This window comes from Haloglomus irregulare (assembly GCF_007421925.1).
Taxonomy (GTDB): domain Archaea; phylum Halobacteriota; class Halobacteria; order Halobacteriales; family Haloarculaceae; genus Haloglomus; species Haloglomus irregulare.
The window spans coordinates 1-17,430 of the sequence record NZ_QMDX01000002.1 but is presented as its reverse complement, the minus strand read 5'-3'; the positions used below and the strand labels follow the sequence as shown (position 1 = coordinate 17,430).

20 protein-coding genes are annotated in these 17,430 nt (G+C 70.8%); 7 read left to right on the top strand and 13 right to left on the bottom strand.

The window, feature by feature from the left end:
• Positions 1-54: 54 nt before the first annotated feature.
• Positions 55-1,881 carry a translation initiation factor IF-2 gene (infB, locus tag DP107_RS03815; protein ID WP_144260834.1) on the top strand — a complete coding sequence of 609 codons (1,827 nt, stop codon included), beginning with the start codon at positions 55-57 and terminating at the stop codon, positions 1,879-1,881.
• A gap of 18 nt (positions 1,882-1,899) precedes the next feature.
• Here the strand turns inward: infB and DP107_RS03810 are convergent, their stop codons facing one another.
• Positions 1,900-3,213, bottom strand: coding sequence for a vanadium-dependent haloperoxidase (locus DP107_RS03810; RefSeq protein ID WP_144260833.1), 1,314 nt, complete (start codon positions 3,211-3,213; stop codon positions 1,900-1,902).
• A gap of 662 nt (positions 3,214-3,875) precedes the next feature.
• Between DP107_RS03810 and DP107_RS03805 the strand changes: the two genes are divergently transcribed.
• Positions 3,876-4,160, top strand: a complete 285-nt coding sequence (locus DP107_RS03805; RefSeq protein ID WP_144260832.1) for a hypothetical protein — start codon at positions 3,876-3,878, stop codon at positions 4,158-4,160.
• Positions 4,161-4,166: 6 nt separating this feature from the next.
• Here DP107_RS03805 and DP107_RS03800 read toward each other — a convergent pair whose 3' ends face one another.
• The 4 genes from DP107_RS03800 to DP107_RS03785 form a co-directional block, all read right to left on the bottom strand.
• Entirely contained in the window at positions 4,167-4,487 is a 321-nt protein-coding gene (locus DP107_RS03800) for a DUF5811 family protein (RefSeq protein ID WP_144260831.1), read from the bottom strand.
• Positions 4,488-4,554: 67 nt separating this feature from the next.
• Complete coding sequence (locus DP107_RS03795; RefSeq protein WP_144260830.1) at positions 4,555-5,064, bottom strand: pyruvoyl-dependent arginine decarboxylase; 510 nt, start codon at positions 5,062-5,064, stop codon at positions 4,555-4,557.
• Between the two features lie 214 nt (positions 5,065-5,278).
• The gene (locus tag DP107_RS03790; protein ID WP_144260829.1) at positions 5,279-5,719 is read right to left on the bottom strand and encodes a zinc ribbon domain-containing protein; all 441 of its coding nucleotides are present in this window, start codon (positions 5,717-5,719) and stop codon (positions 5,279-5,281) included.
• A 125-nt stretch (positions 5,720-5,844) separates the two neighbouring features.
• Entirely contained in the window at positions 5,845-6,543 is a 699-nt protein-coding gene (locus DP107_RS03785) for a type I 3-dehydroquinate dehydratase (RefSeq protein WP_144260828.1), read from the bottom strand.
• 103 nt (positions 6,544-6,646) lie between these two features.
• Between DP107_RS03785 and DP107_RS03780 the strand changes: the two genes are divergently transcribed.
• Positions 6,647-8,347: a sensor histidine kinase gene (locus DP107_RS03780; RefSeq protein WP_144260827.1), complete on the top strand. Its 1,701-nt coding sequence runs from the start codon at positions 6,647-6,649 to the stop codon at positions 8,345-8,347.
• Between the two features lie 26 nt (positions 8,348-8,373).
• Here DP107_RS03780 and DP107_RS03775 read toward each other — a convergent pair whose 3' ends face one another.
• The 6 genes from DP107_RS03775 to DP107_RS03750 all read right to left on the bottom strand — a co-directional run bounded on the left by DP107_RS03775 (position 8,374) and on the right by DP107_RS03750 (position 12,568).
• Complete coding sequence (locus DP107_RS03775; RefSeq protein WP_144260826.1) at positions 8,374-9,420, bottom strand: DNA-methyltransferase; 1,047 nt, start codon at positions 9,418-9,420, stop codon at positions 8,374-8,376.
• A gap of 88 nt (positions 9,421-9,508) precedes the next feature.
• Positions 9,509-10,114 carry a GTP-dependent dephospho-CoA kinase family protein gene (locus DP107_RS03770; protein ID WP_144260825.1) on the bottom strand — a complete coding sequence of 202 codons (606 nt, stop codon included), beginning with the start codon at positions 10,112-10,114 and terminating at the stop codon, positions 9,509-9,511.
• Positions 10,115-10,121: 7 nt separating this feature from the next.
• Positions 10,122-10,319 (bottom strand): transcription elongation factor subunit Spt4, encoded by a 198-nt coding sequence (gene spt4 / locus DP107_RS03765; protein WP_144260824.1) that lies wholly within the window; start codon positions 10,317-10,319, stop codon positions 10,122-10,124.
• The gene (locus DP107_RS03760; protein ID WP_144260823.1) at positions 10,320-10,895 is read right to left on the bottom strand and encodes a DNA-directed RNA polymerase; all 576 of its coding nucleotides are present in this window, start codon (positions 10,893-10,895) and stop codon (positions 10,320-10,322) included.
• Between the two features lie 47 nt (positions 10,896-10,942).
• On the bottom strand, positions 10,943-11,338 hold the full coding sequence (locus DP107_RS03755) for a PIN domain-containing protein (protein ID WP_144260822.1): 396 nt from the start codon (positions 11,336-11,338) through the stop codon (positions 10,943-10,945).
• Positions 11,339-12,568, bottom strand: a complete 1,230-nt coding sequence (locus DP107_RS03750) for a translation initiation factor IF-2 subunit gamma (protein WP_144260821.1) — start codon at positions 12,566-12,568, stop codon at positions 11,339-11,341.
• Positions 12,569-12,741: 173 nt separating this feature from the next.
• Between DP107_RS03750 and DP107_RS03745 the strand changes: the two genes are divergently transcribed.
• The 4 genes from DP107_RS03745 (at position 12,742) to DP107_RS03730 (ending at position 16,035) form a co-directional block, all read left to right on the top strand.
• A complete protein-coding gene (locus DP107_RS03745; RefSeq protein ID WP_202877335.1) occupies positions 12,742-13,713 on the top strand; it encodes a winged helix-turn-helix domain-containing protein in 972 nt (323 codons plus the stop codon).
• A 115-nt stretch (positions 13,714-13,828) separates the two neighbouring features.
• Positions 13,829-14,017, top strand: a complete 189-nt coding sequence (locus DP107_RS03740; protein WP_144260820.1) for a hypothetical protein — start codon at positions 13,829-13,831, stop codon at positions 14,015-14,017.
• Positions 14,018-14,096: 79 nt separating this feature from the next.
• Positions 14,097-15,566, top strand: coding sequence for a cytochrome P450 (locus tag DP107_RS03735; protein ID WP_144260819.1), 1,470 nt, complete (start codon positions 14,097-14,099; stop codon positions 15,564-15,566).
• Positions 15,567-15,738: 172 nt separating this feature from the next.
• Complete coding sequence (locus tag DP107_RS03730) at positions 15,739-16,035, top strand: hypothetical protein (RefSeq protein WP_144260818.1); 297 nt, start codon at positions 15,739-15,741, stop codon at positions 16,033-16,035.
• Positions 16,036-16,764: 729 nt separating this feature from the next.
• Here DP107_RS03730 and DP107_RS20475 read toward each other — a convergent pair.
• Positions 16,765-17,046 carry a hypothetical protein gene (locus DP107_RS20475; RefSeq protein WP_202877334.1) on the bottom strand — a complete coding sequence of 94 codons (282 nt, stop codon included), beginning with the start codon at positions 17,044-17,046 and terminating at the stop codon, positions 16,765-16,767.
• 51 nt (positions 17,047-17,097) lie between these two features.
• Positions 17,098-17,352, bottom strand: coding sequence for a class I SAM-dependent methyltransferase (locus DP107_RS20470; protein WP_272949823.1), 255 nt, complete (start codon positions 17,350-17,352; stop codon positions 17,098-17,100).
• Positions 17,353-17,430: the final 78 nt, after the last annotated feature.

Here is a 17,430-nt window from a genome sequence, read left to right as displayed (position 1 = left end):
CAAACCCCCTCGGGACGGAGACCACGGCAACAGACGTTCTCGGGTGATCTCCATATGTCAAACGCCGACGCCGACTCCGATGCCGACGCCGAGGACGGGACCGACCCCGGCGAGCTCCGTACGCCGATCGTGGCCGTCCTCGGCCACGTCGACCACGGCAAGACGACGTTGCTGGACAAGATCCGTGGCTCCGCCGTCACCGAGGGGGAGGCCGGCGCCATCACGCAGCATATCGGCGCGACGGCCGTCCCGCTCGACGTCATCTCGGATCTGTCCGGCCGGCTCGTCGACCCGGACGACTTCGATCTGCCCGGGCTGCTGTTCATCGACACGCCCGGCCACCACTCGTTCTCGACGCTGCGCTCGCGCGGCGGCGCGCTCGCCGACATCGCCATCCTCGTCGTCGACGTGAACGACGGGTTCCAGCCCCAGACGCTAGAGGCCATCGACATCCTCAAGCGGACCCAGACGCCGTTCGTCGTCGCCGCGAACAAGGTCGACACGGTGCCGGGCTGGAATCCGCAGCCGGACACGCCCATCCAGGGGTCGATCGAGGCCCAGTCCGACCGGGCCGAGTCCGACCTCAACGACCGGCTCTACGAGATCATCGGCCAGATGTCCGACCACGGCTTCTCCTCGGACATGTACTGGCGGGTCCAGGACTTCCGCAACAACATCGGCGTCGTCCCCTGCTCGGCGATGACCGGCGAGGGCGTCCCGGACCTGCTGGCGGTCATGATGGGCCTCTCCCAGCGCTACATGAAGGAGGAGATGTCCATCGATACGTCCGGCCCGGGCGCCGGCACGGTGCTGGAGGTAAAGGAGGAGCAGGGGTTCGGCACCACCATCGACGTGGTGCTGTACGACGGCACGGTCCGCGAGGACGACCACATCGTCGTGGGGGGGATGAACGAGCCCATCGTCACCGACGTCCGGGCGCTGCTCCAGCCCCGGCCGCTCGCGGAGATCCGGACCGAGAGCCGGTTCGAGACGGTCGACGAGGTCGTCGCCGCGGCCGGTATCAAGATCGCCGCGCCCGGGCTGGACGACGCCATGGCCGGCGCGCCGGTCCGGGTCGTCCGCGACCGGGGCGAGGCCAGCGTCATCGAGGCGGTCGAGGCCGAGCTCGCGCAGTTCGAGGTCGAGACCGCCGAGGAGGGCGTCGTCGTCAAGGCGGACACGCTGGGGTCGCTGGAGGCCATCGCCGACGCGCTGGCCGACGCCGAGGTCCCCATCGTCCGCGCCGAGGTCGGCGACGTGGCCCCGCGGGATATCGCCGTCGCGGACACCGCCAACGAGTCCAGGCACGAGACCATCCTCGCGTTCAACGTCGACGTGCTGCCCGACGCCGAGCGCCGGGCCGAGGAGACCGGCGTCAGCCTGTTCGAGGACGACGTCATCTACCAGCTCGTCGAGGAGTACGAGGAGTACGTCGCCGAGATCGAGCGCGCCCAGCAGGAGAACGTGCTCGACAAGATCCAGCGCCCGGCCCGGTTCCAGGTGCTCCAGGACCACACCTTCCGCCAGTCCAACCCCGCCGTCGTCGGGGTGGAGGTCATGTCGGGCACGCTGAAGCGCAACTCGAAGGTCGTCACGTGGAACGGCACCGAGCCCGAGCGGGTCGGCGACCTGAAATCGATCCAGGACGAGGGCGAGGACGTCGACGAACTCCGGGCCGGCGAGCGCGCAGCCGTCTCCATCGACGGCCCCACCGTCGGCCGCCAGATCGAGGAGGGCGACGAACTCTGGACCGAACTCCCGGAGAAACACGCCAAGATCCTCGAGCAGGAGCTCTCCGACGAGATCCCCGCCGACGAGTTGGAGGCGCTCGGGATGTACCTCGACAAGCACCGGAAGCGGGACCCGTTCTGGGGGAAGTAGCGGCCGGCCACGCGCCGCTCAGTACAGCGGCGGGTCGAACGCCTCGGCGGGCTCCACGCCGTCCGAGGTCACGGTGACCTCGACCCCGTCGAACGTGGTGAAGCTGAAGGCGCCGCGGGAACCGTACGCGCCCTCGGGCCGCTGTCGCAGCCGGTCGCGGAGCACGCTCGTCGCGATGCGCTCGCCGATACGCAGCCCTGCGGTCGTGTCGCTCCGGTAGTGGATGCCCGCCCAGCTCCGGGCGTAGGCGACGTTCGTCGCGAGCTTGTTGATCTCCCCCCCGACGGTCAGCTCCAGGTCGAGTACCTCGAGCTCCGTGTAGCGGCCCTGGTCGTCGGTCGTCGGCCGGACCGGATTCGTGATGACCGCGCCCTCGTCGAAGTACGCCTTCAGGATCGTCGCGTTCGACCCGGCAGTGACCGCATGCCCACCCGGATACGAGGGATGTGTCGGCGACCCGTCCGGGTACGCCTGTGGGAGCAACGAGGTGTCGAGGCGCTCCTGGGTTTCGGTCAGGGCCGTCGACTCCAGCAGCTGGTCGTCGAGTGGGTACCGTTCGGCGGCCGGCTGGCCGCCGATACTGGCGTCGTTCTCGATCTGATACACGCGGCCGCCGATCTCCTCCGGGCGTGGCCGCCGGTGGACCCGCCACTTGTGATACCAGGCAGCGTGTGCGTGCGCTTGCAGGATGCCGCCCAGCAGTGATTGGTACCCGCTCCGCACGTAATCGATGAACCCGTCCGGGACGTTCGGGTCGACGGGCAGCCCCGGGTCGAGGGGAATCGCCCCAGGGCCGTCCGCCGCAAAGCTCCCCTCATCAAGCGCGAGGTTCCCTGCCGAGTCGTCCCCGGGTTCGCTGTTCTGGAGGATGAGCGCGGCGTTGACGTACGGCTGCTGTGAGACGTTCTCCCCGACGTACGTCGCCAGGTCACGCCCCGTCACGAGGTACCGGCTGTCGTCCGCACGGATATCCGCGTCGGATAGCGACGGCTGGTCGGGGGTGGAGCGGTTGATGCCGCCGTCCGGGATCTTCCCGTTCTGGACCGCCAGCCAGTCCTCGTAGTCGAGCATGTAGTCGGTCGGCTCCAGCGGCCGGAGCTGCTGGTCGCGCTTGTAGACACCCCGCTCGAAGTCCTTGTAGAGGAACTGGCTGATGTACGGGCCCGCGTCGACGCCGGGGACGGTCCCGCGGAAGAGGCTCGACGGGTCCGTCGGTCCGGGGAAATCCGACAGCCCGGCCAGCTCGGTGGCGGCCGTCCCCACGTCCTCGTGCTCCCCGTACTCGTGGAACGGGACGTCCCGCAGCAGGGCCTGCCAGTACAGTTCGACCATCTCCGCGGCCGCCTCGGCGCTGTCGAAGGGCGGCGCCGCGGGCGCGTAGACGTCGTTCGGGTCGATCCCGACCGGATTGTACGAGACCCCCGCTTCGGGGTTGGTGAGCGGTCGCGGCCCCGGCTCGGGGATGGCATCGAAGTCCCCGCCCCCGTCGGTCCCGAGCGCCTCGCGGAGCGTCTCGAACGCGTCCGGGTCGACCTCGCCGACCTCGTCGTGTGGGAGCCCCCTTCGAGAACGAGGCGAAGTAGTTCACCCCGCGGTCGAACCGGTCCTCGTCCCCGTTCGTGGGGTGCTCGTGTATCGGGCGGTCCTCGAGGTTGGTCTCGATGGACGCACGGCGCCGCTGGGCGGCGCGTGCCCGACGCTCCTCCCGGTCGCCGGTCCCCGAGTTCCCGTCGCCCCCACGTCCGTTCCCCCCCGGTGGGGCCGCGACGCCGCCCGTCAGGCCGACCAGCGACCCCCCCATCAGCAGGAGGATTGTACGTCTGTCGATGCCCCCATCCGTCCTGTCCGAACCCCACATCGACAGGATAACGTGTAGTTTTTTATTTCAACCCAACGAGTGAGCGAGTGGTTCAGCGCGTGAGACGACACCCGGACGTGACCGGGTGCCGGGCGGAGCAATAATATTTAATTAGCGGGCGGCGCTCGGTCGGGGCGTGACGGGGTCGACCGAGTCGCCGAGCGACGGGCCCGACGAGGAGCCGGACCCGGTCGCCGCGCACGTCCACGCCGAGGCCCATCCGGCCGGCAGCGAAGCCGCCGCGGCCGCGGCGCGGGACACGCAGTACGACGCGGTGCTGGCGGCGGTGCCGGCGCCGCTGGCTGTCGGCGCGCTCGTCGCCACGTTCTCCTCGCTCTCGGTGGCGCTGGCGCTGGGCGCCGGGGGTCTGGTCGCCGCGGGAATCGTCGGCTGGGCGCTGTTCCTGGCCCCGCCCGCGTAGGAGTCGCTACGAGGCGTGGTCGGGGGCCGCGTCCGAACGGAGCACCTGGAACGCGGCGCCGGCCGCGAGCTCGGGTGCGAGTTCGTTCTTCAGGTCGTCCGGGTCCAGCCGGACGCTCACCACCTGCCCTGCCGGGGGTCGAACCGCGATGGTCGCGCCGAGCCCGTCGGCACCGTCGGTCACCTCCCCACCGACGACGAACTCGTCGGTCAGCAGCGAGCGGGTCGAGGCCGTCACCGCCGCGAGGTCACGCCGGACCGCGCGTCGCTGTGCGCTCGTCGTCTCGCCCTCGCCCGGTCGCCCCGCGTACGGCGTGTTTCCATGCATCTGACGACCAACAGGTAGCCGCGGCGGCCGGTTAAAACCGTCGGCGGCCGGTGACCGACGACCCGTCTCAGGCGATCGGCATCGACTCGCCGTAGACGGCCAGCGCGACCGCCACGGTGTAGCGGTCGCCCGGGGTCGCGCCCGGCGCGACGACCGCGGGGTCCGCGGGGTCGGCCCGCACGGTCTCGAACCCGCGGGTCACGGCCTCCCAGTCCCGGATGGCCACGCCGTCCTCCAGCCCCACCTCGACGGCCTCCGTCGCGGCTTCGACGTCCGGACCCGACGCCTCGTACATGATCCCGCGCCCGTCCGGCCCGCGGGCCCAGCCGAGCGCCGCGCACGCGGTCCCCTCCGCGCCGGGACCGACCGTCGCGCGCGACTGGACGACCGTCAGCCGGTCGCCGACCGGGCCGAGGTCGGGCGCCGTCCCGACACGCTCGACCGTCGCCTCGGCGGGGACGACCGACGAGATCGTGACGAGGTTGCAGTCGTGGACGCCCGCCGCCGCGAGCGCGGCGTCGTACGCCGACAGTGCCGTCCGGCCGGCGCCGGTTCCCGTCACGATGTGAATCTGCATACCCGGAGTTGTGTACGGCCCGGAAAGCGGGTTTCGGTTACGGGTCTCGCGGGGAATCACGGGAGAACGGCTGTATCCGCCCGATTATGGATATACCTCCCCTCTAACCCGTTTCGTCGGAGTAGTCGTACGATACGGAGCTATCTCGACATTTCTACCGACAGTTTCGCAGTAGCCCGTGTCGGCGACGATCACCAGCACGGGTCGCGCGCCGTCACCCGGTCTCGCCGGAGCCGCGCTCGGGGTCGGCGGCGTCGAGCTCCGTCGTGCACCAGTGACAGAACGCCAGTTCCGGGTCGATGTCCCGACCGCAGGTGGGGCAGGCGGTGGTCCCCTCGTCGGCGAAGTCGTCGCTGCGGGCGAGCTCCCGCACGCCGAGCCAGTAGGCGTCGAGGACGCTGAAGACGGTGACGGAGGCGAGCGCCAGCGACGCCTCGAACTCGACGGCGCCGAGCCCGTCGGCCAGGCCGGCGAGGAAGGCGAGCGGCTCCGTCGCCGGCGCGCCGGGAGCCGGCACGACGACCAGCACCGTGGCTACCCAGAGCCCGAACCAGAGGGTCGCCCGGACCCAGGACCGCAGGTAGGCGTGCCCGAGTCCGGGTTGCAGGGCGAGCATCGCCGCGAGCCACGGCCGCTTGCGGTCGTTCGGTGCCACTTCCCGGTCGGTTGCGCCCCCCCGCTCATAAATTCCCCGGGGGCATCCGGGCGGATGTTCGGGTTATGAGGGGTGGATGTGGACGTTGGGGGCCGGAGCCACCCCGTCGCATCGCCGGTCATGGCCTATCCGAGCCGGTCGACCAGCGCCCGGAGCGTCGCGAGGTCGTACTGGCCGGGCGCGGTCGCGCGCTCGGGGGCGACCGGGGCGTAGCCGATGCGGGAGCCGTACACCGGCGCGACCGCCCGGGTGTGGCTGCCGGCCGGTCCCATCGCCATGGTGGCGACCGTCAGGCCGTCGGCCGCGGCCGCGCGGGTCGCCCCGAGCACCCGGAGCGCGTCGTCGAGGTCGGTCGCCGTGACCGCCAGCTTCGCCACGTCGCCGTGCTCGCTCGCGCGTTCGAGCAGCCGCGCCAGCGCCTCGCGCGGCGGCGTCCGCTCGAAGTCGTGCGCCGAGACGATGACGCTCGCCCCGTGGTCGCGGGCGTGGGCGGCCGTCGCGGCGGCCGCGTCGGCGGTCGCCGGCCCCGCCGCGTCGCCGGTCAGCGCGGCCAGTTCGACGTCGACGGCGGCGACGGCGTCGTGCTCGGCCGCCGCCCGGAGCGCGGCCAGTCGGCCCTCGTCGTCGGCTTCGCCCCCCTCCCATGCGGCGCGGTTGGTCGCGATGACGGGGAGGTCGCCGTCGTACGCCGCCAGCGCGTCCAGCGGCTCGGCCGCCATGTCCATCCGGAACTCGACGGCGTCGGCGTGCTCGCGGGCGACCGGCTCCTCGCCGAGGTCGGCGGTGGCCGCCGCCAGCACGAAGTCGTCGAACTGGAGCGTCATACGCGCTCCGGGGCCGCCGGCCTCAAGGACGTTCCGGCGGTCCTCTGGCGCCACCGGGACACGGCCGGCAAGGCGTTAATATCGTGACGCTCGGTGGACGTACATGGCGATCGAACTCCTCACCGTCGCTCGGGTGCTGGCGGGGGCGAGCGGGGTGGCACTGCTGGTGGCGGCGGCGTGGACGCGATCAGCGTGGCGGGCGCCCAGCGCGCGGAGCTTCTCGGTCCTGATAGGACTGCTCGGGACGAGTGCCCTCGCGCTGGCCGCCGTCGCCCCGAACCGCCCGGCGTACAGCGTGGTCTGGCTGCTGACACTGCTCGCAATCCCGGTCGCGTTCGGGGCCTTCGCGCTCGACTACTACGGGCTCGATCTCGTGACCACGCCGTGGCGGCTGGCGGCGTTCGCGCTCCCCGCGGTGGCCGCCGGCGGGTCCGGGGTGGCGTACCACCTGCTGCGGCCGCCGTCGATGGGGACGGGAATGGGCGGCGGCACCGGCATGATGGGGCCCGCGCCGCCCGGGCTCTCGCCGCTGGCGCTGGACCTGCTCGTCGCGGTTCGCGAGGTCGGGCTCTACTACGCCTCGGGGGTCATCTTCGTCGCGGTCGCGCTCGTCGTCGGAACCGTCGTCCAGTACGACCACCTCGGCCCCGGCGTGGTCGTCACGCTCTCCTTCCTCGGCGTCTGGCAGTGGGGGGGCTACCTGCTGATGCCGGAGGTGATGGCGGCGACCGACTACGCGACGGCGCTGGCGCTCATCGGCGGCTGCTACGCCGTGAGCGTGGTCGCGGTCGGCACGGTGGCCGGTGTCGGGGGCCTGTTCGAGACGCTGCCCGCGGCCGGGACGGTCGGGTCGCGGACCGCGCTCGACAGTCTCGACGACCCGATGCTGACCGTCGACGACTCGGGGACCGTCCTGTGCGCGAACGAGGCGGCCTGTCGAACCTTCGACCCCAGCCGCGCCGTCGGGAGCCCGCTCGAACGGGTCGTCGGCGTCGACATCGGGACGCTCCGCGAGCGCGACCGGCTCTCGCTGGAGACGACCGAGGGGTCCCGCTGGTTCCAGCCCGGCCTCTCGGCGGTCGCCGGACGGGGGGACATCCGGCTCGGTACCGTCATCGTGTTGCGCGACGTGACCCGCCGCCGGACCCGGGAACAGCGGCTCCAGGTGCTCAGCCGCGTGCTCCGTCACAACCTCCGGAACGACATGAACGTCATCCGCGGCAACGCCGAGCTCATCACCGACGGCGCCGGTATCGACCCCTCGACGGGAGCCGAACAGATCCGGCGGACGGCGGACGAACTGGTCGAACTCGGCGAGCGTGCCCGGGAGGTCGAGCGGATGATGTCGTTCGAGGAGCACCCCGAGCCGGCGGTCGACGTGGCGGCGACCGTCGAGACGGCCGTCTCCGCGGTCGGCGAGCGCTACCCGGCGGTCGAGGTGACGACGGCCGTGCCGGCGGACTCGACGCTCCCCGTCGACGGGCGGGTGCTCCGGGTCGTCCTCGAGAACGTCATCGAGAACGCCTGCCAGCACAACGACGCCGACGAACCCATCGTGGTCGTGTCGGCGGACCGGAGCGAGGACCGCTTCCGGCTGGCCGTCAGCGACAACGGCCCGGGCATCCCGGAGATGGAGCGGTCCGTCATCGCCGCCGGGACGGAGGACCCGCTCGAGCACAGCACCGGCCTCGGGCTGTGGGCCGTCGAGTGGGGGGTGACGCGGCTCGGGGGGGAGCTCTCGTTCGCCGACAACGAGCCGCGAGGGGCGGTCGTCCGCATCGACCTGCCGACCGGCGAGCCCTGACCGCGCGTGGCCGCGACGACACGGCCTCAGACCGGCTCGTGACGGGCGACGTACCGGCGGCGGTCAGCGGTGGCCGTCTCGCGGGTCACGTCAGTCGCCTCGTACAGCCGGATGCGGCGCTCCTGCTTCGTGACGACCGGGAAGTCGTAGTGTTCGGCCTCGTAGGCCGGCTCGTCGCCGTCGGCCCGACGCTCGGTGACGAACTCCCGGTGGCGGTCCAGCCGTTCGCGGGCCAGCGAGGCCGACAGCGCGGGCGCCTCGCCCGCGCGCTCGTCGAAGGTCGCGGCGAGGTCGGGGTCGCGCTCGACGCCCACAGAGGCGCGGCCCGCCACCATCGCCGCGAGGCTCGTCGTCCCGGTCCCCCAGAACGGGTCCAGGACGGTGTCACCGTGGACGGAGAACATCCGCACCAGCCGGAGCGGTAGCGCCAGCGGGAACGCGCCCGAGCGGTCGCGAGCCCCCTCGTCGCCCAGGGCCTGGCGCTCGCCGGCGAACTCCCAGAGGTCGGAGAACCAGCGGTTGCGCTCCTCCCAGAAGTAGGCCGACTCGTAGCGCCGGTCCTCGCCCGGCGGGAACGAGCGGGTGCTCCCGTTGCGGAAGACGAGCAGGTGCTCGTGCTCCAGCGTGGGGTAGGCGTTGGTCGGCAACATCCCACTGCCCATGAACTTGGCCGCGCTGTTGGTCGGCTTGCGCCACAGCACGCCCGGCAGCGACTGGAAGCCGTGGGCCCGGAGCCGCCGGGTGACCGCCTCGTGGTTCGGGTACTGCTGGAAGTCGTCCAGGGTGCGCGTGGCGGGCCCGACGTTGACGACGACGATGCCGCCCGGCCGGACGACCCGCGGCAGCGTGGCCCAGACCCCATCCAGCAGGTCGTGCATCAACTCGAACGCCCGGTCGCCGTCGCTCGCGTCGAGCGCCTCGCCGATGCGCGGGTCCTGCGCGGCGAACGAGTCGTCCCACATCTCCACCATCGGGTACGGCGGCGACGTGACGACGAGGTCGACGCTGTCGGTCCCGAGGGCGGGAGCCGTCTCGCGGGCGTCGGCGACGTGGACGACGTGCTCCGTCTGCACGACTCGTCAGTCGGCAGGGGCGCACTAGTCGCTTTCCCACGCGCTTCATCGAACGGTCCGCAGGAAGTCGCGCCGATGCGTCGGCCGGTCAGTCGGCCAGGAGTTCGCGGACCCGCTCGACGTCCCCGTCCATCCGCTCGAGCAGGTCCCGGACGCCCTCGCGAGCGGCCTCGTCGACCGTGGCCAGAACCATCCCCTGGTCGGGCTGGCCGTAGACGATGCCGGCACCGCCGGGGGCGATGGCGAGCGCCGGCAGCGCGGCGAGGTCCTCCTCGCCCTCCGTCACCTCGATGACCGTCCGGCCCTCCCCGGCGGTCGCGTGGTCGAGGGCGGCCCGCAGCTCCGTCAGCAGGTCGACCGTGAGCGTCCCCGCGGGGTTGCGGACCCGGACGTGCCGGTCGAACGCGCCCGTGTCGATGGCCTCGCGGATCTCGGCGTCGACGGCCTCGCGCTTGGTCTTCCCGTCGACCAGCGCGACGGTCGGCTGCGCCCCCGAGTGCAGCAGGTGGTAGGTGACGATGTCGCCGACGGCGATGAGCGGGCGGCCGGTCTCGTCGAGCAGGGCGGCGGCGTCCGTGTATATCGGACCGAGCGGGTCCTTCAGCTCGCCCCGCAGGGACTTCGGAAGGGAGAGGACGACACGCGGGTCGCCCGGGTCCGGCGCGTCGGGGGCGGTGCCGGCGTCGTCGCTCATCGCCGGCTCACCGGACCTTGAGGGCGTACTTGCCCGGCTCGTCCACTTCCATCTCCTCGGCGATGTCAGAGGTTTCCGGGTGGGCGATGATGACGTAGCCGGCCCAGTCCTCGGTCAGCGAGGTGGAGCCGCAGTTCGGGCACTGCTCCCCGTCGGCGGCCTCCAGCACGCGGTGGCACTCCCGGCAGACCAGTCGGTCGGCCATCTAATCACCCGCCTGGCCCTGTTGGGCCCGGCGCTTGCGGTCCTGCTCGAGCCACTCGTGCTTGCCGAGACCCGGCTGCTTGGCCGTCAGGCCGATCTTCGAATCGCGAGGGTTCCGCTCGTCGATGCTCTTGGTGACGATGCGGGCCCGCACGGAGTCGCCGACCGAGAGGACGCGGTTGGAGTCCCGGGAGGCGAGCTGCTGGTTCTCCTCGTCGTAGGCCAGATACTCCTCGGCGATCTGTGAGACGTGGAGTAGCCCGTCGACGGGGCCGATGCCGACGAAGGCGCCGAAGTTGACGACCTCGACGACCTCGCCGTCGACGACCTCCTGCATCTCGGGGTCGAAGGTGAGGGCGTCGAACTCGGCCTCGTAGTAGACGCCGGGGCGGTTGGGCAGGACGGCGCCGGTGCCGATGTCGTGGACGTCGACGACGCTGACGACGGAGCCGGCGTTCTCGTCCATCCGGCCCTCCAGTTTGTCCTGCAGGAGTCGTTTCACCAGGTCGGGGGAGACGTCGGCGAGGTGCCTGGGCGGCACCTCGACCGTGTCCGTGAGACGAACGCGTTTGTACATATGTCGTGTGTGGGGTGGGAGTGGTCGTGTGTGGTTCGACGGGCGAGCTACGGTCGAGTGAGCGCGAGTTCGTTTCGACCGCGTAAACCGATTACGGGAACGTCTCGGGCCAGCAGCCGGTCGCGCAGGTCCCGGTCGTTGGTGGCGACGCAGTCGACGGCCGTCCCGTCGTCGGGGGCCCGCGTGGCGACCTCGACGACGGCGTCGTCGGCGTACGTCTCGACGTGGGGCACCTGCTCGCACCGGTCGGCGAGGTCCCGGCCGACGTTCGCGGCGACGGCCGCCGCCCCCTGCCCGTCGGTGAGCTTCTCCAGCTCGGCCACGCAGGCCGCGGGGACGACCGGTTGGGGGTCCTCGAGCACCCGCTCTAGCTCCTCGAAGACGCGGACGTCGGACTCGACGGGGAGCATGAGCGCGCTGGTGTCGAGCAGGACCCTGGTCATCTACCTGAGCGTCCCGACGCCGATGAGTCGCCAGCGCGAGCCGACCCGTCGGTTGATGGCGATCTTTGCGCCCTCGGGGGCACAGACGGGCCGCTTGAGTGCGACCTCGCACTCCTCGTCGCGGGCGCTGGTGACGGAGCCGACGGTCGTGGCGGTGCCGACGGTGAGCATCAGCGGCTCGCCCGTCGAGATGGGCTCGATCTCCTGGGCGTCCTCCCCGACCACGCGGTCGAGCAGGTCCACGTCCATGACGAACGAGTCCCGGGTCGGCGGGAGCGTCCCCGCCGGGCCGGCAACCTGGCCGGCGAGCGCGTCGCCCTTCGTCAGCGACGGGTCCAGTCCGGTCCCGACGCCGATGAGGCCGCCCGGCGTCGCCTCCTCGACGCTCTCGGCGCCGGCCTGGAGCGACCGCACCGTCGTCTCGACGGGCCGGTACTCGGACTGCCCGCCCTCCTCGACCTCGCGGCCCGGGCGGACCTCGAGTTCGTCCTCGACGTGGAGGCGCCCCTGCGAGAGCGACCCGCCGATGACGCCGCCCATCAGTCCGTCGGCGGTCGTCCCGGGCCGGTTGATATCGAACGAGCGCGCGACCTGCAGGCGGGCGTCCGCGTCCGCATCACGTTCGGGCGTGGGGATCTCCCGCTCGATGGCGTCGATGAGGACGTCGATGTTGACCTCCTGCTGGGCCGAGACGGGGACGATAGGCGCGCCCTCGGCGACGGTCCCCTCGATGAACGCCTCGATCCCGCGCTTGTTCTCCATGGCCGCCTCGCGGTCCCGGACCAGGTCGATCTTGTTCTGCGCGATGACGATGTTATCGATGCCGATGATGTCCAGCGCCATCAGGTGCTCCTCGGTCTGGGCCTGCGGGACGGGTTCGTTGGCACCGATGACCAGCACCGCGCCGTCCATGATGGACGCGCCCGACAGCATCGTCGCCATCAGCGTCTCGTGGCCGGGGGCGTCGACGAACGAGACCGTCCGAACGACGTCCGTGGTCTCGCCGTCGACCGACTCCTCGACCGTATAGCACTCGGGCGGGTCCGCGTCCGGCCGTCGGCGGAAGGTGGCGTCCGCGTACCCGAGGCGGATGGAGATGCCGCGTTTCATCTCCTCGGAGTGCTGGTCGGTCCACTCCCCCGAGAGCGCCTGCACCAGGGTCGTCTTCCCGTGGTCGACGTGCCCGACCAGTCCGATGTTCACCTCCGGTTGTCGGTTGGTGTTCGACATCAGTAATATACCGGCTATCGTCCCCTGCGGCGTATAAGACTACCGAAGTGACCCGTCACGAGGGGTCGAGACCACCGCTATGGCAAGGGCACGGTGACCGCCTGACTGGTCAGTTCGCTTACAGAACCGGGCTTGAGGGAACGTTTTACCCGGTCCCGTCCGTGCGGGCGCCCATGAGCAACGACACCAACGCGGACGAGGACTCCATCCTCCAGTGCGAGGAGTGTCTCCCGCCGGCGGACGCGTTCGCCATCGTCGGCAACGAGACGCGACTGGAGATTCTGGAGGCGCTGTGGGCGGCCGACCGGCCCGCCGCCTTCTCCGACCTCCGGCGGTCGGTCGGGATGCGCGATTCGGCGCAGTTCAACTACCACCTCGACAGGCTCCGCGGCCAGTTCGTCCGCCGGACCGACGACGGCTACGAGTTCCGACAGGCCGGCAAGGCGGTCGTCCGGGCGGTGCTCGCGGGGACGTACAACCAGGACCCGGAGCTGGCGCCGTTCCCGGTCGAGGGGTCGTGTGTCGCCTGTGACGGCGGGCTGGGGGCCACCTACACGGACGAACGGCTCAAGGTCAGGTGCGCCGAGTGCGAGCGCGTACACGCGAACTTCGCGTTCCCGCCTGGCGGTCTGGAGGACCGCACGCGCGAGGAGGTTCTGGCCGCGTTCAACCAGCGGGCGCGGCACCTGGCCTGTCTCACGGCCGACGGGGTCTGCCCGGACTGCAACGGCCGCATCCAGACCGCCATCGAGCCGGCGGACGAGGACATCGCCGACCTGGATCTCGTGGTCCGACACGAGTGCCAGCGCTGTGGGAACCCGACGGTCTCCTCGGTCGGGCTGGCGCTGCTGGACGACGCCGAGATCGTCTCCTTCTACCGGGACCACGGCATCGACCTGAACACGGTCCGGTTCTGGACGCTGGAGTGGTGCGTCTCCGACCACTACACGGAGGTGCTGTCGCGGGACCCGTGGCGGCTCCGGGTGACCATCCCGCTGGGCGACGAGGAGCTCCGGGTGACCGTCGACGACGCCCTCGCGGTCCAGCACACGGAGCGTCGCGCCCGGTCGGGCGACCCCGTCGGCGGGACAGCGGGCGCCGACGACGGGAGTACCGACGGGTCGGCGAGCACCCAGGATGCGTGAGGTCGGGCGGTGGCTGTCGACGGCCGCACGGCGACTGGCCGACGGCCTGTTCGGTCGCGAGTGACGTCGGGCCGCCCGGGCGCGGCTCCGGGCGCTGCTGACCGACCTGCCGGTCGTGGCCTACGCACTCGCGGCCACCGTCGCTGTCGTGACCGTCTCCGGCCTCGCGGTCGGCGTGACTGTCGCCCGTGGCGCCGGCGTCCCGGTCATCGTCGCAGCCCGGGGCGTGCTGATGACCCAGCTGGCGGTCGTCCCGGTCGTGGCTCTGCGGGTCGGCGGCGCGGTCCACGTGCGGCTCGGCTGAGCCCGGACGTTCCGGCTTAATACGGGGGCGTGCATCCGGGGCACGAGACTTATCAACATACCACGCACAAGCGCCGGCCATGAGTTCAGAGACCGGGCCGACCGGCGGGAGCATCGACACCGTCGAGTCGGGGCGGGTCGACGAGGGGACCGAGGACGGCGAGGTAGCGGACGCGGACCCGGCGACGGAGGACGTCGCCGACCTGCCGCTGGCCCCCTACCCGCCGAACCTGGGACACCCGAAGCTCCACGCGTTCCGGCAGATGCGCGACCCCCTCGAGTTCACGGACCGGGCCGCCGCCGTCCGCGACGTGTACCGCGTCTGGCTGCCGGGGCTGGGCGACGTCACGAACCTGGCCCACCCGGACCAGATGAAGCGGGTTCTCCTCACCGAGCGCGGCGACTTCCGGAAGTCCGAGGACTTCGGCATCGCCTTCGGCGACGGCCTGCTCACCGTCGAGGGCAAGGAGTGGGCCCAGCAGCGCAAGACCCTCCAGCCGCTGTTCGTCCGCGAGAGCGTCATGGGCTACGCGGACACGATGGTCGACCAGGTGCAGCGTCGGGTCGAGCGCTGGGAGGGCGGCCAGCAGCTCGACCTCCAGGGCGAGATGACGGACCTCACCCTGGACGTGCTGTTCGACGCCATCCTCGGTCGCGAGCTCCGGCTCGACGGCGATGAGCGCATCCGGCGCTCGGCCGAGGCGCTCCACGACTGGTTCCTCCCGACGTCGTACCCGCTGCCGCGCTGGCTGCCGACCCCGGCCCGGCGACGGTTCAGGGAGGGCAAACGCACCCTCCAGGCGGAGGCCGACCGACTGCTCGCCGAGGCCGCCGAGGACCCGCCGAGCGACCCCACGGAGGCAGACGACCTCATCCGGCTGCTCGTCGGGCTCCGGGAGGCCGGTGTCACCGACTCCGGGATGCTGACCGACGACCGCCTGCGCGACCAGATGGTCTCCATCATCTTCGCCGGCCACGACACCACCACCACCTCGCTGACGTTCGCGCTCTGGGCGCTCGCCGAGCACCCCGACGTCCGCGAGCGGTTCCACGAGGAGGTCGACGCCCTCGACGGCCCGCCGACAGCCGAGGACGTCGAGGCGGGCCGGCTCGAGTTCACCGACAGGATCGTCACCGAAACGCTGCGGCTGTTCCCGCCGGTTTACGCGCTCCCGCGGGTCGCCGACCGCGACGTGGCGTTCGACGGCTACCGCGTCCCCGAGGGTGAGCGCGTGGGGATCCTCATCCGCCGCATCCAGCGGGACCCCCGCTTCTTCGACGACCCGGACATCTTCGACCCGGACCGGTGGACCGACGAGTTCCGCCAGGAACTCCACGACTTCGCGTACGCCCCCTTCGGCGGCGGTCCCCGCATCTGCATCGGGCGGCAGTTCGCGCTGCTGGAGGCGAAGCTCTCGCTTGCGACCATCGGCCGGAACTACGAGCTCTACTACCTCGGCGACGAGGGCTACCGTGGCGGCCCCCCGCTCTCCCCGGAGATGACGCTGCGGATGGAGGAGGGCCAGGAGTTCCTCGTCACCGAGCGCTGAGTCCGGCTCGCCGCCCGACGGATCCGTCGTCGGCTGGTCCGCACGCGGTCCCGTCCTGTCCCCGGCTTCGTTTCGGATATCCTACAGAACGGCAGTCCAGTAAGCCGGCGTACAGAAATGTAATTCAGATTACCCTTATGCGGGTAGCGGGCATCGGTACGGACGAAGACCGATGCGAACCGAACACCCCACCACCGGTCGGACGCGGGCGGTATCGAGCTGGAAGCACGGGCGGGGCCGGGCGGCCCTGACCGTCCTCGCGGCCGTGGTGCTGACCCCCCTGGCAATCGTCGGCGGACTGGTCGTGGTCGGTGCGCTCGCGGCCGCCAGCTCGCTCGCCTCGGCCCTCACCGGACTCGGCCTGCTGGTCGCCCCCATCGCGGTCGGTAGCGTCCTTGCCCGCGGCCTGTCGTCGCGCCGCGACGACGACGGCCGTCGCCAGCCCTACGGCCCGCGGCTCCGGCGGTAACGGACGGCTGCTACCCTCGTTCACCCCCCGGCCGGTAACGGCCACCTTCTACTGCTAATCTCCGTACTGATCCCATTATTTCCGTCATAACCCGGCCGATATCGGTATATCTCTATTATTCGGTGCAGGAGTTCACGTCCAGCCACAGGGGTAGATGGGTGCCCTGCCGCGCGGTCGGTTGCCGTCGAGGGGCTCTGTCGGCTCCCGAACGCTGTCGCAGTGACAGAACGCCACGTGAACAGACCCCGCCGCGGCACCCGCTCCCGGGCGGGCGGCACACGTCCCTACGACAGCTATCGCGCTCCCCGCCGACACCCTCGTCGTGACGTTCGACCCGGACCGCGTGGAGACGCTGACCTCCGACTCCTACAGCACCGTCGTCGACGTGGACTCGGCCGAACCGGCGCCCGACGGGCATCTGACGGGGTGCCGACGATCCGGCTGTCGAACCGCTGGCGGGCCCACTCCGTCATCTACACGCTGGTCGCCACCCGCCTCGACACGTACGACACGTTCGTTCGTGTGCATATCCCGGAATCGGTGTTTTCGGACGGGCAACCCCGCTCGTGGGCGAGTGCCGATTGGCGGGGGTCGAAAGGCGGCACGAGATAGTTGCCTGGCTCCGTGGAAACCCTCCGGAACTGATAGAACCAGCGTGCGAGATACAGAGATTCGACCCAGCAGCTCGGTGAATACAGCGCGTCCCCCTCGTAGCCAGTTCGCGGTGTCTCATTGTTTCGTCGCCCGTACGCAGAGGAAGACCGGGTTTCTCGATTCCTTTTCGTACCGCTCCGGTCGCTGTTCCGCGAACGCCTTCGTCGGCTGGGGTTCCACGATCTCGTCCAACTGAAACCCGTTGTCGACCACCGGGTTGAGAATCTCCGAGAAGGGTCGCCTGTAGTAGGGGATGTCAACGTCCCACTCCTTGGATGCCCGCTCTACCTCGAAGTAGTTCTCGCCCTTGCCGTCCTCCGGGGCGAACTGGTCAAGTGGGTGGCCGGTCGAGAACACGAGGAAGCCACCCGGTCTGAGGATGCGGTCGAACTCGGCGAAAACCTTGTTCTAGTTCTCGATGTAACCGAGGGCGAGGGCGCTGACGACACCGCCGAACGAGCACTCGGTGGCGAAGTCGAGTGGCTCACCCAGATCGGCTCGCTCGAACTCCGCTTGGTCACTGACCGCCTCAACTGCGTGGCTAAGCATCTTCTCGCTGACGTCGACCCCGAGGACATCCGCCCCCTGTTCGACGAGCCACTTCGTGTAGAACCCCGTGCCACAGCCCGCATCGAGCACTCGTTTCCCCTCTACGTTCGGAATCAGCGAGGAAGTCGCGGGGAACTCTATAGTAACCGTTAGAACTTTCTGCTCTTAGTGTGTTGGCGTATATAGTGAATC

Bases quoted from the DNA above. Each gene is read 5' to 3' on its own strand.
- DP107_RS03735 (WP_144260819.1), top strand. From the start codon at position 14,097: ATGAGTTCAGAGACCGGGCCGACCGGCGGGAGCATCGACACCGTCGAG.
- DP107_RS03745 (WP_202877335.1), top strand. From the start codon at position 12,742: ATGAGCAACGACACCAACGCGGACGAGGACTCCATCCTCCAGTGCGAG.
- DP107_RS03730 (WP_144260818.1), top strand. From the start codon at position 15,739: ATGCGAACCGAACACCCCACCACCGGTCGGACGCGGGCGGTATCGAGC.
- DP107_RS03760 (WP_144260823.1), bottom strand. From the start codon at position 10,895: ATGTACAAACGCGTTCGTCTCACGGACACGGTCGAGGTGCCGCCCAGG.
- DP107_RS03750 (WP_144260821.1), bottom strand. From the start codon at position 12,568: ATGTCGAACACCAACCGACAACCGGAGGTGAACATCGGACTGGTCGGG.
- DP107_RS03770 (WP_144260825.1), bottom strand. From the start codon at position 10,114: ATGAGCGACGACGCCGGCACCGCCCCCGACGCGCCGGACCCGGGCGAC.
- DP107_RS03800 (WP_144260831.1), bottom strand. From the start codon at position 4,487: ATGCATGGAAACACGCCGTACGCGGGGCGACCGGGCGAGGGCGAGACG.
- DP107_RS03795 (WP_144260830.1), bottom strand. From the start codon at position 5,064: ATGCAGATTCACATCGTGACGGGAACCGGCGCCGGCCGGACGGCACTG.
- DP107_RS03810 (WP_144260833.1), bottom strand. From the start codon at position 3,213: ATGGTCGAACTGTACTGGCAGGCCCTGCTGCGGGACGTCCCGTTCCAC.
- DP107_RS03755 (WP_144260822.1), bottom strand. From the start codon at position 11,338: ATGACCAGGGTCCTGCTCGACACCAGCGCGCTCATGCTCCCCGTCGAG.
- DP107_RS03780 (WP_144260827.1), top strand. From the start codon at position 6,647: ATGGCGATCGAACTCCTCACCGTCGCTCGGGTGCTGGCGGGGGCGAGC.
- spt4 (WP_144260824.1), bottom strand. From the start codon at position 10,319: ATGGCCGACCGACTGGTCTGCCGGGAGTGCCACCGCGTGCTGGAGGCC.
- infB (WP_144260834.1), top strand. From the start codon at position 55: ATGTCAAACGCCGACGCCGACTCCGATGCCGACGCCGAGGACGGGACC.
- DP107_RS03785 (WP_144260828.1), bottom strand. From the start codon at position 6,543: ATGACGCTCCAGTTCGACGACTTCGTGCTGGCGGCGGCCACCGCCGAC.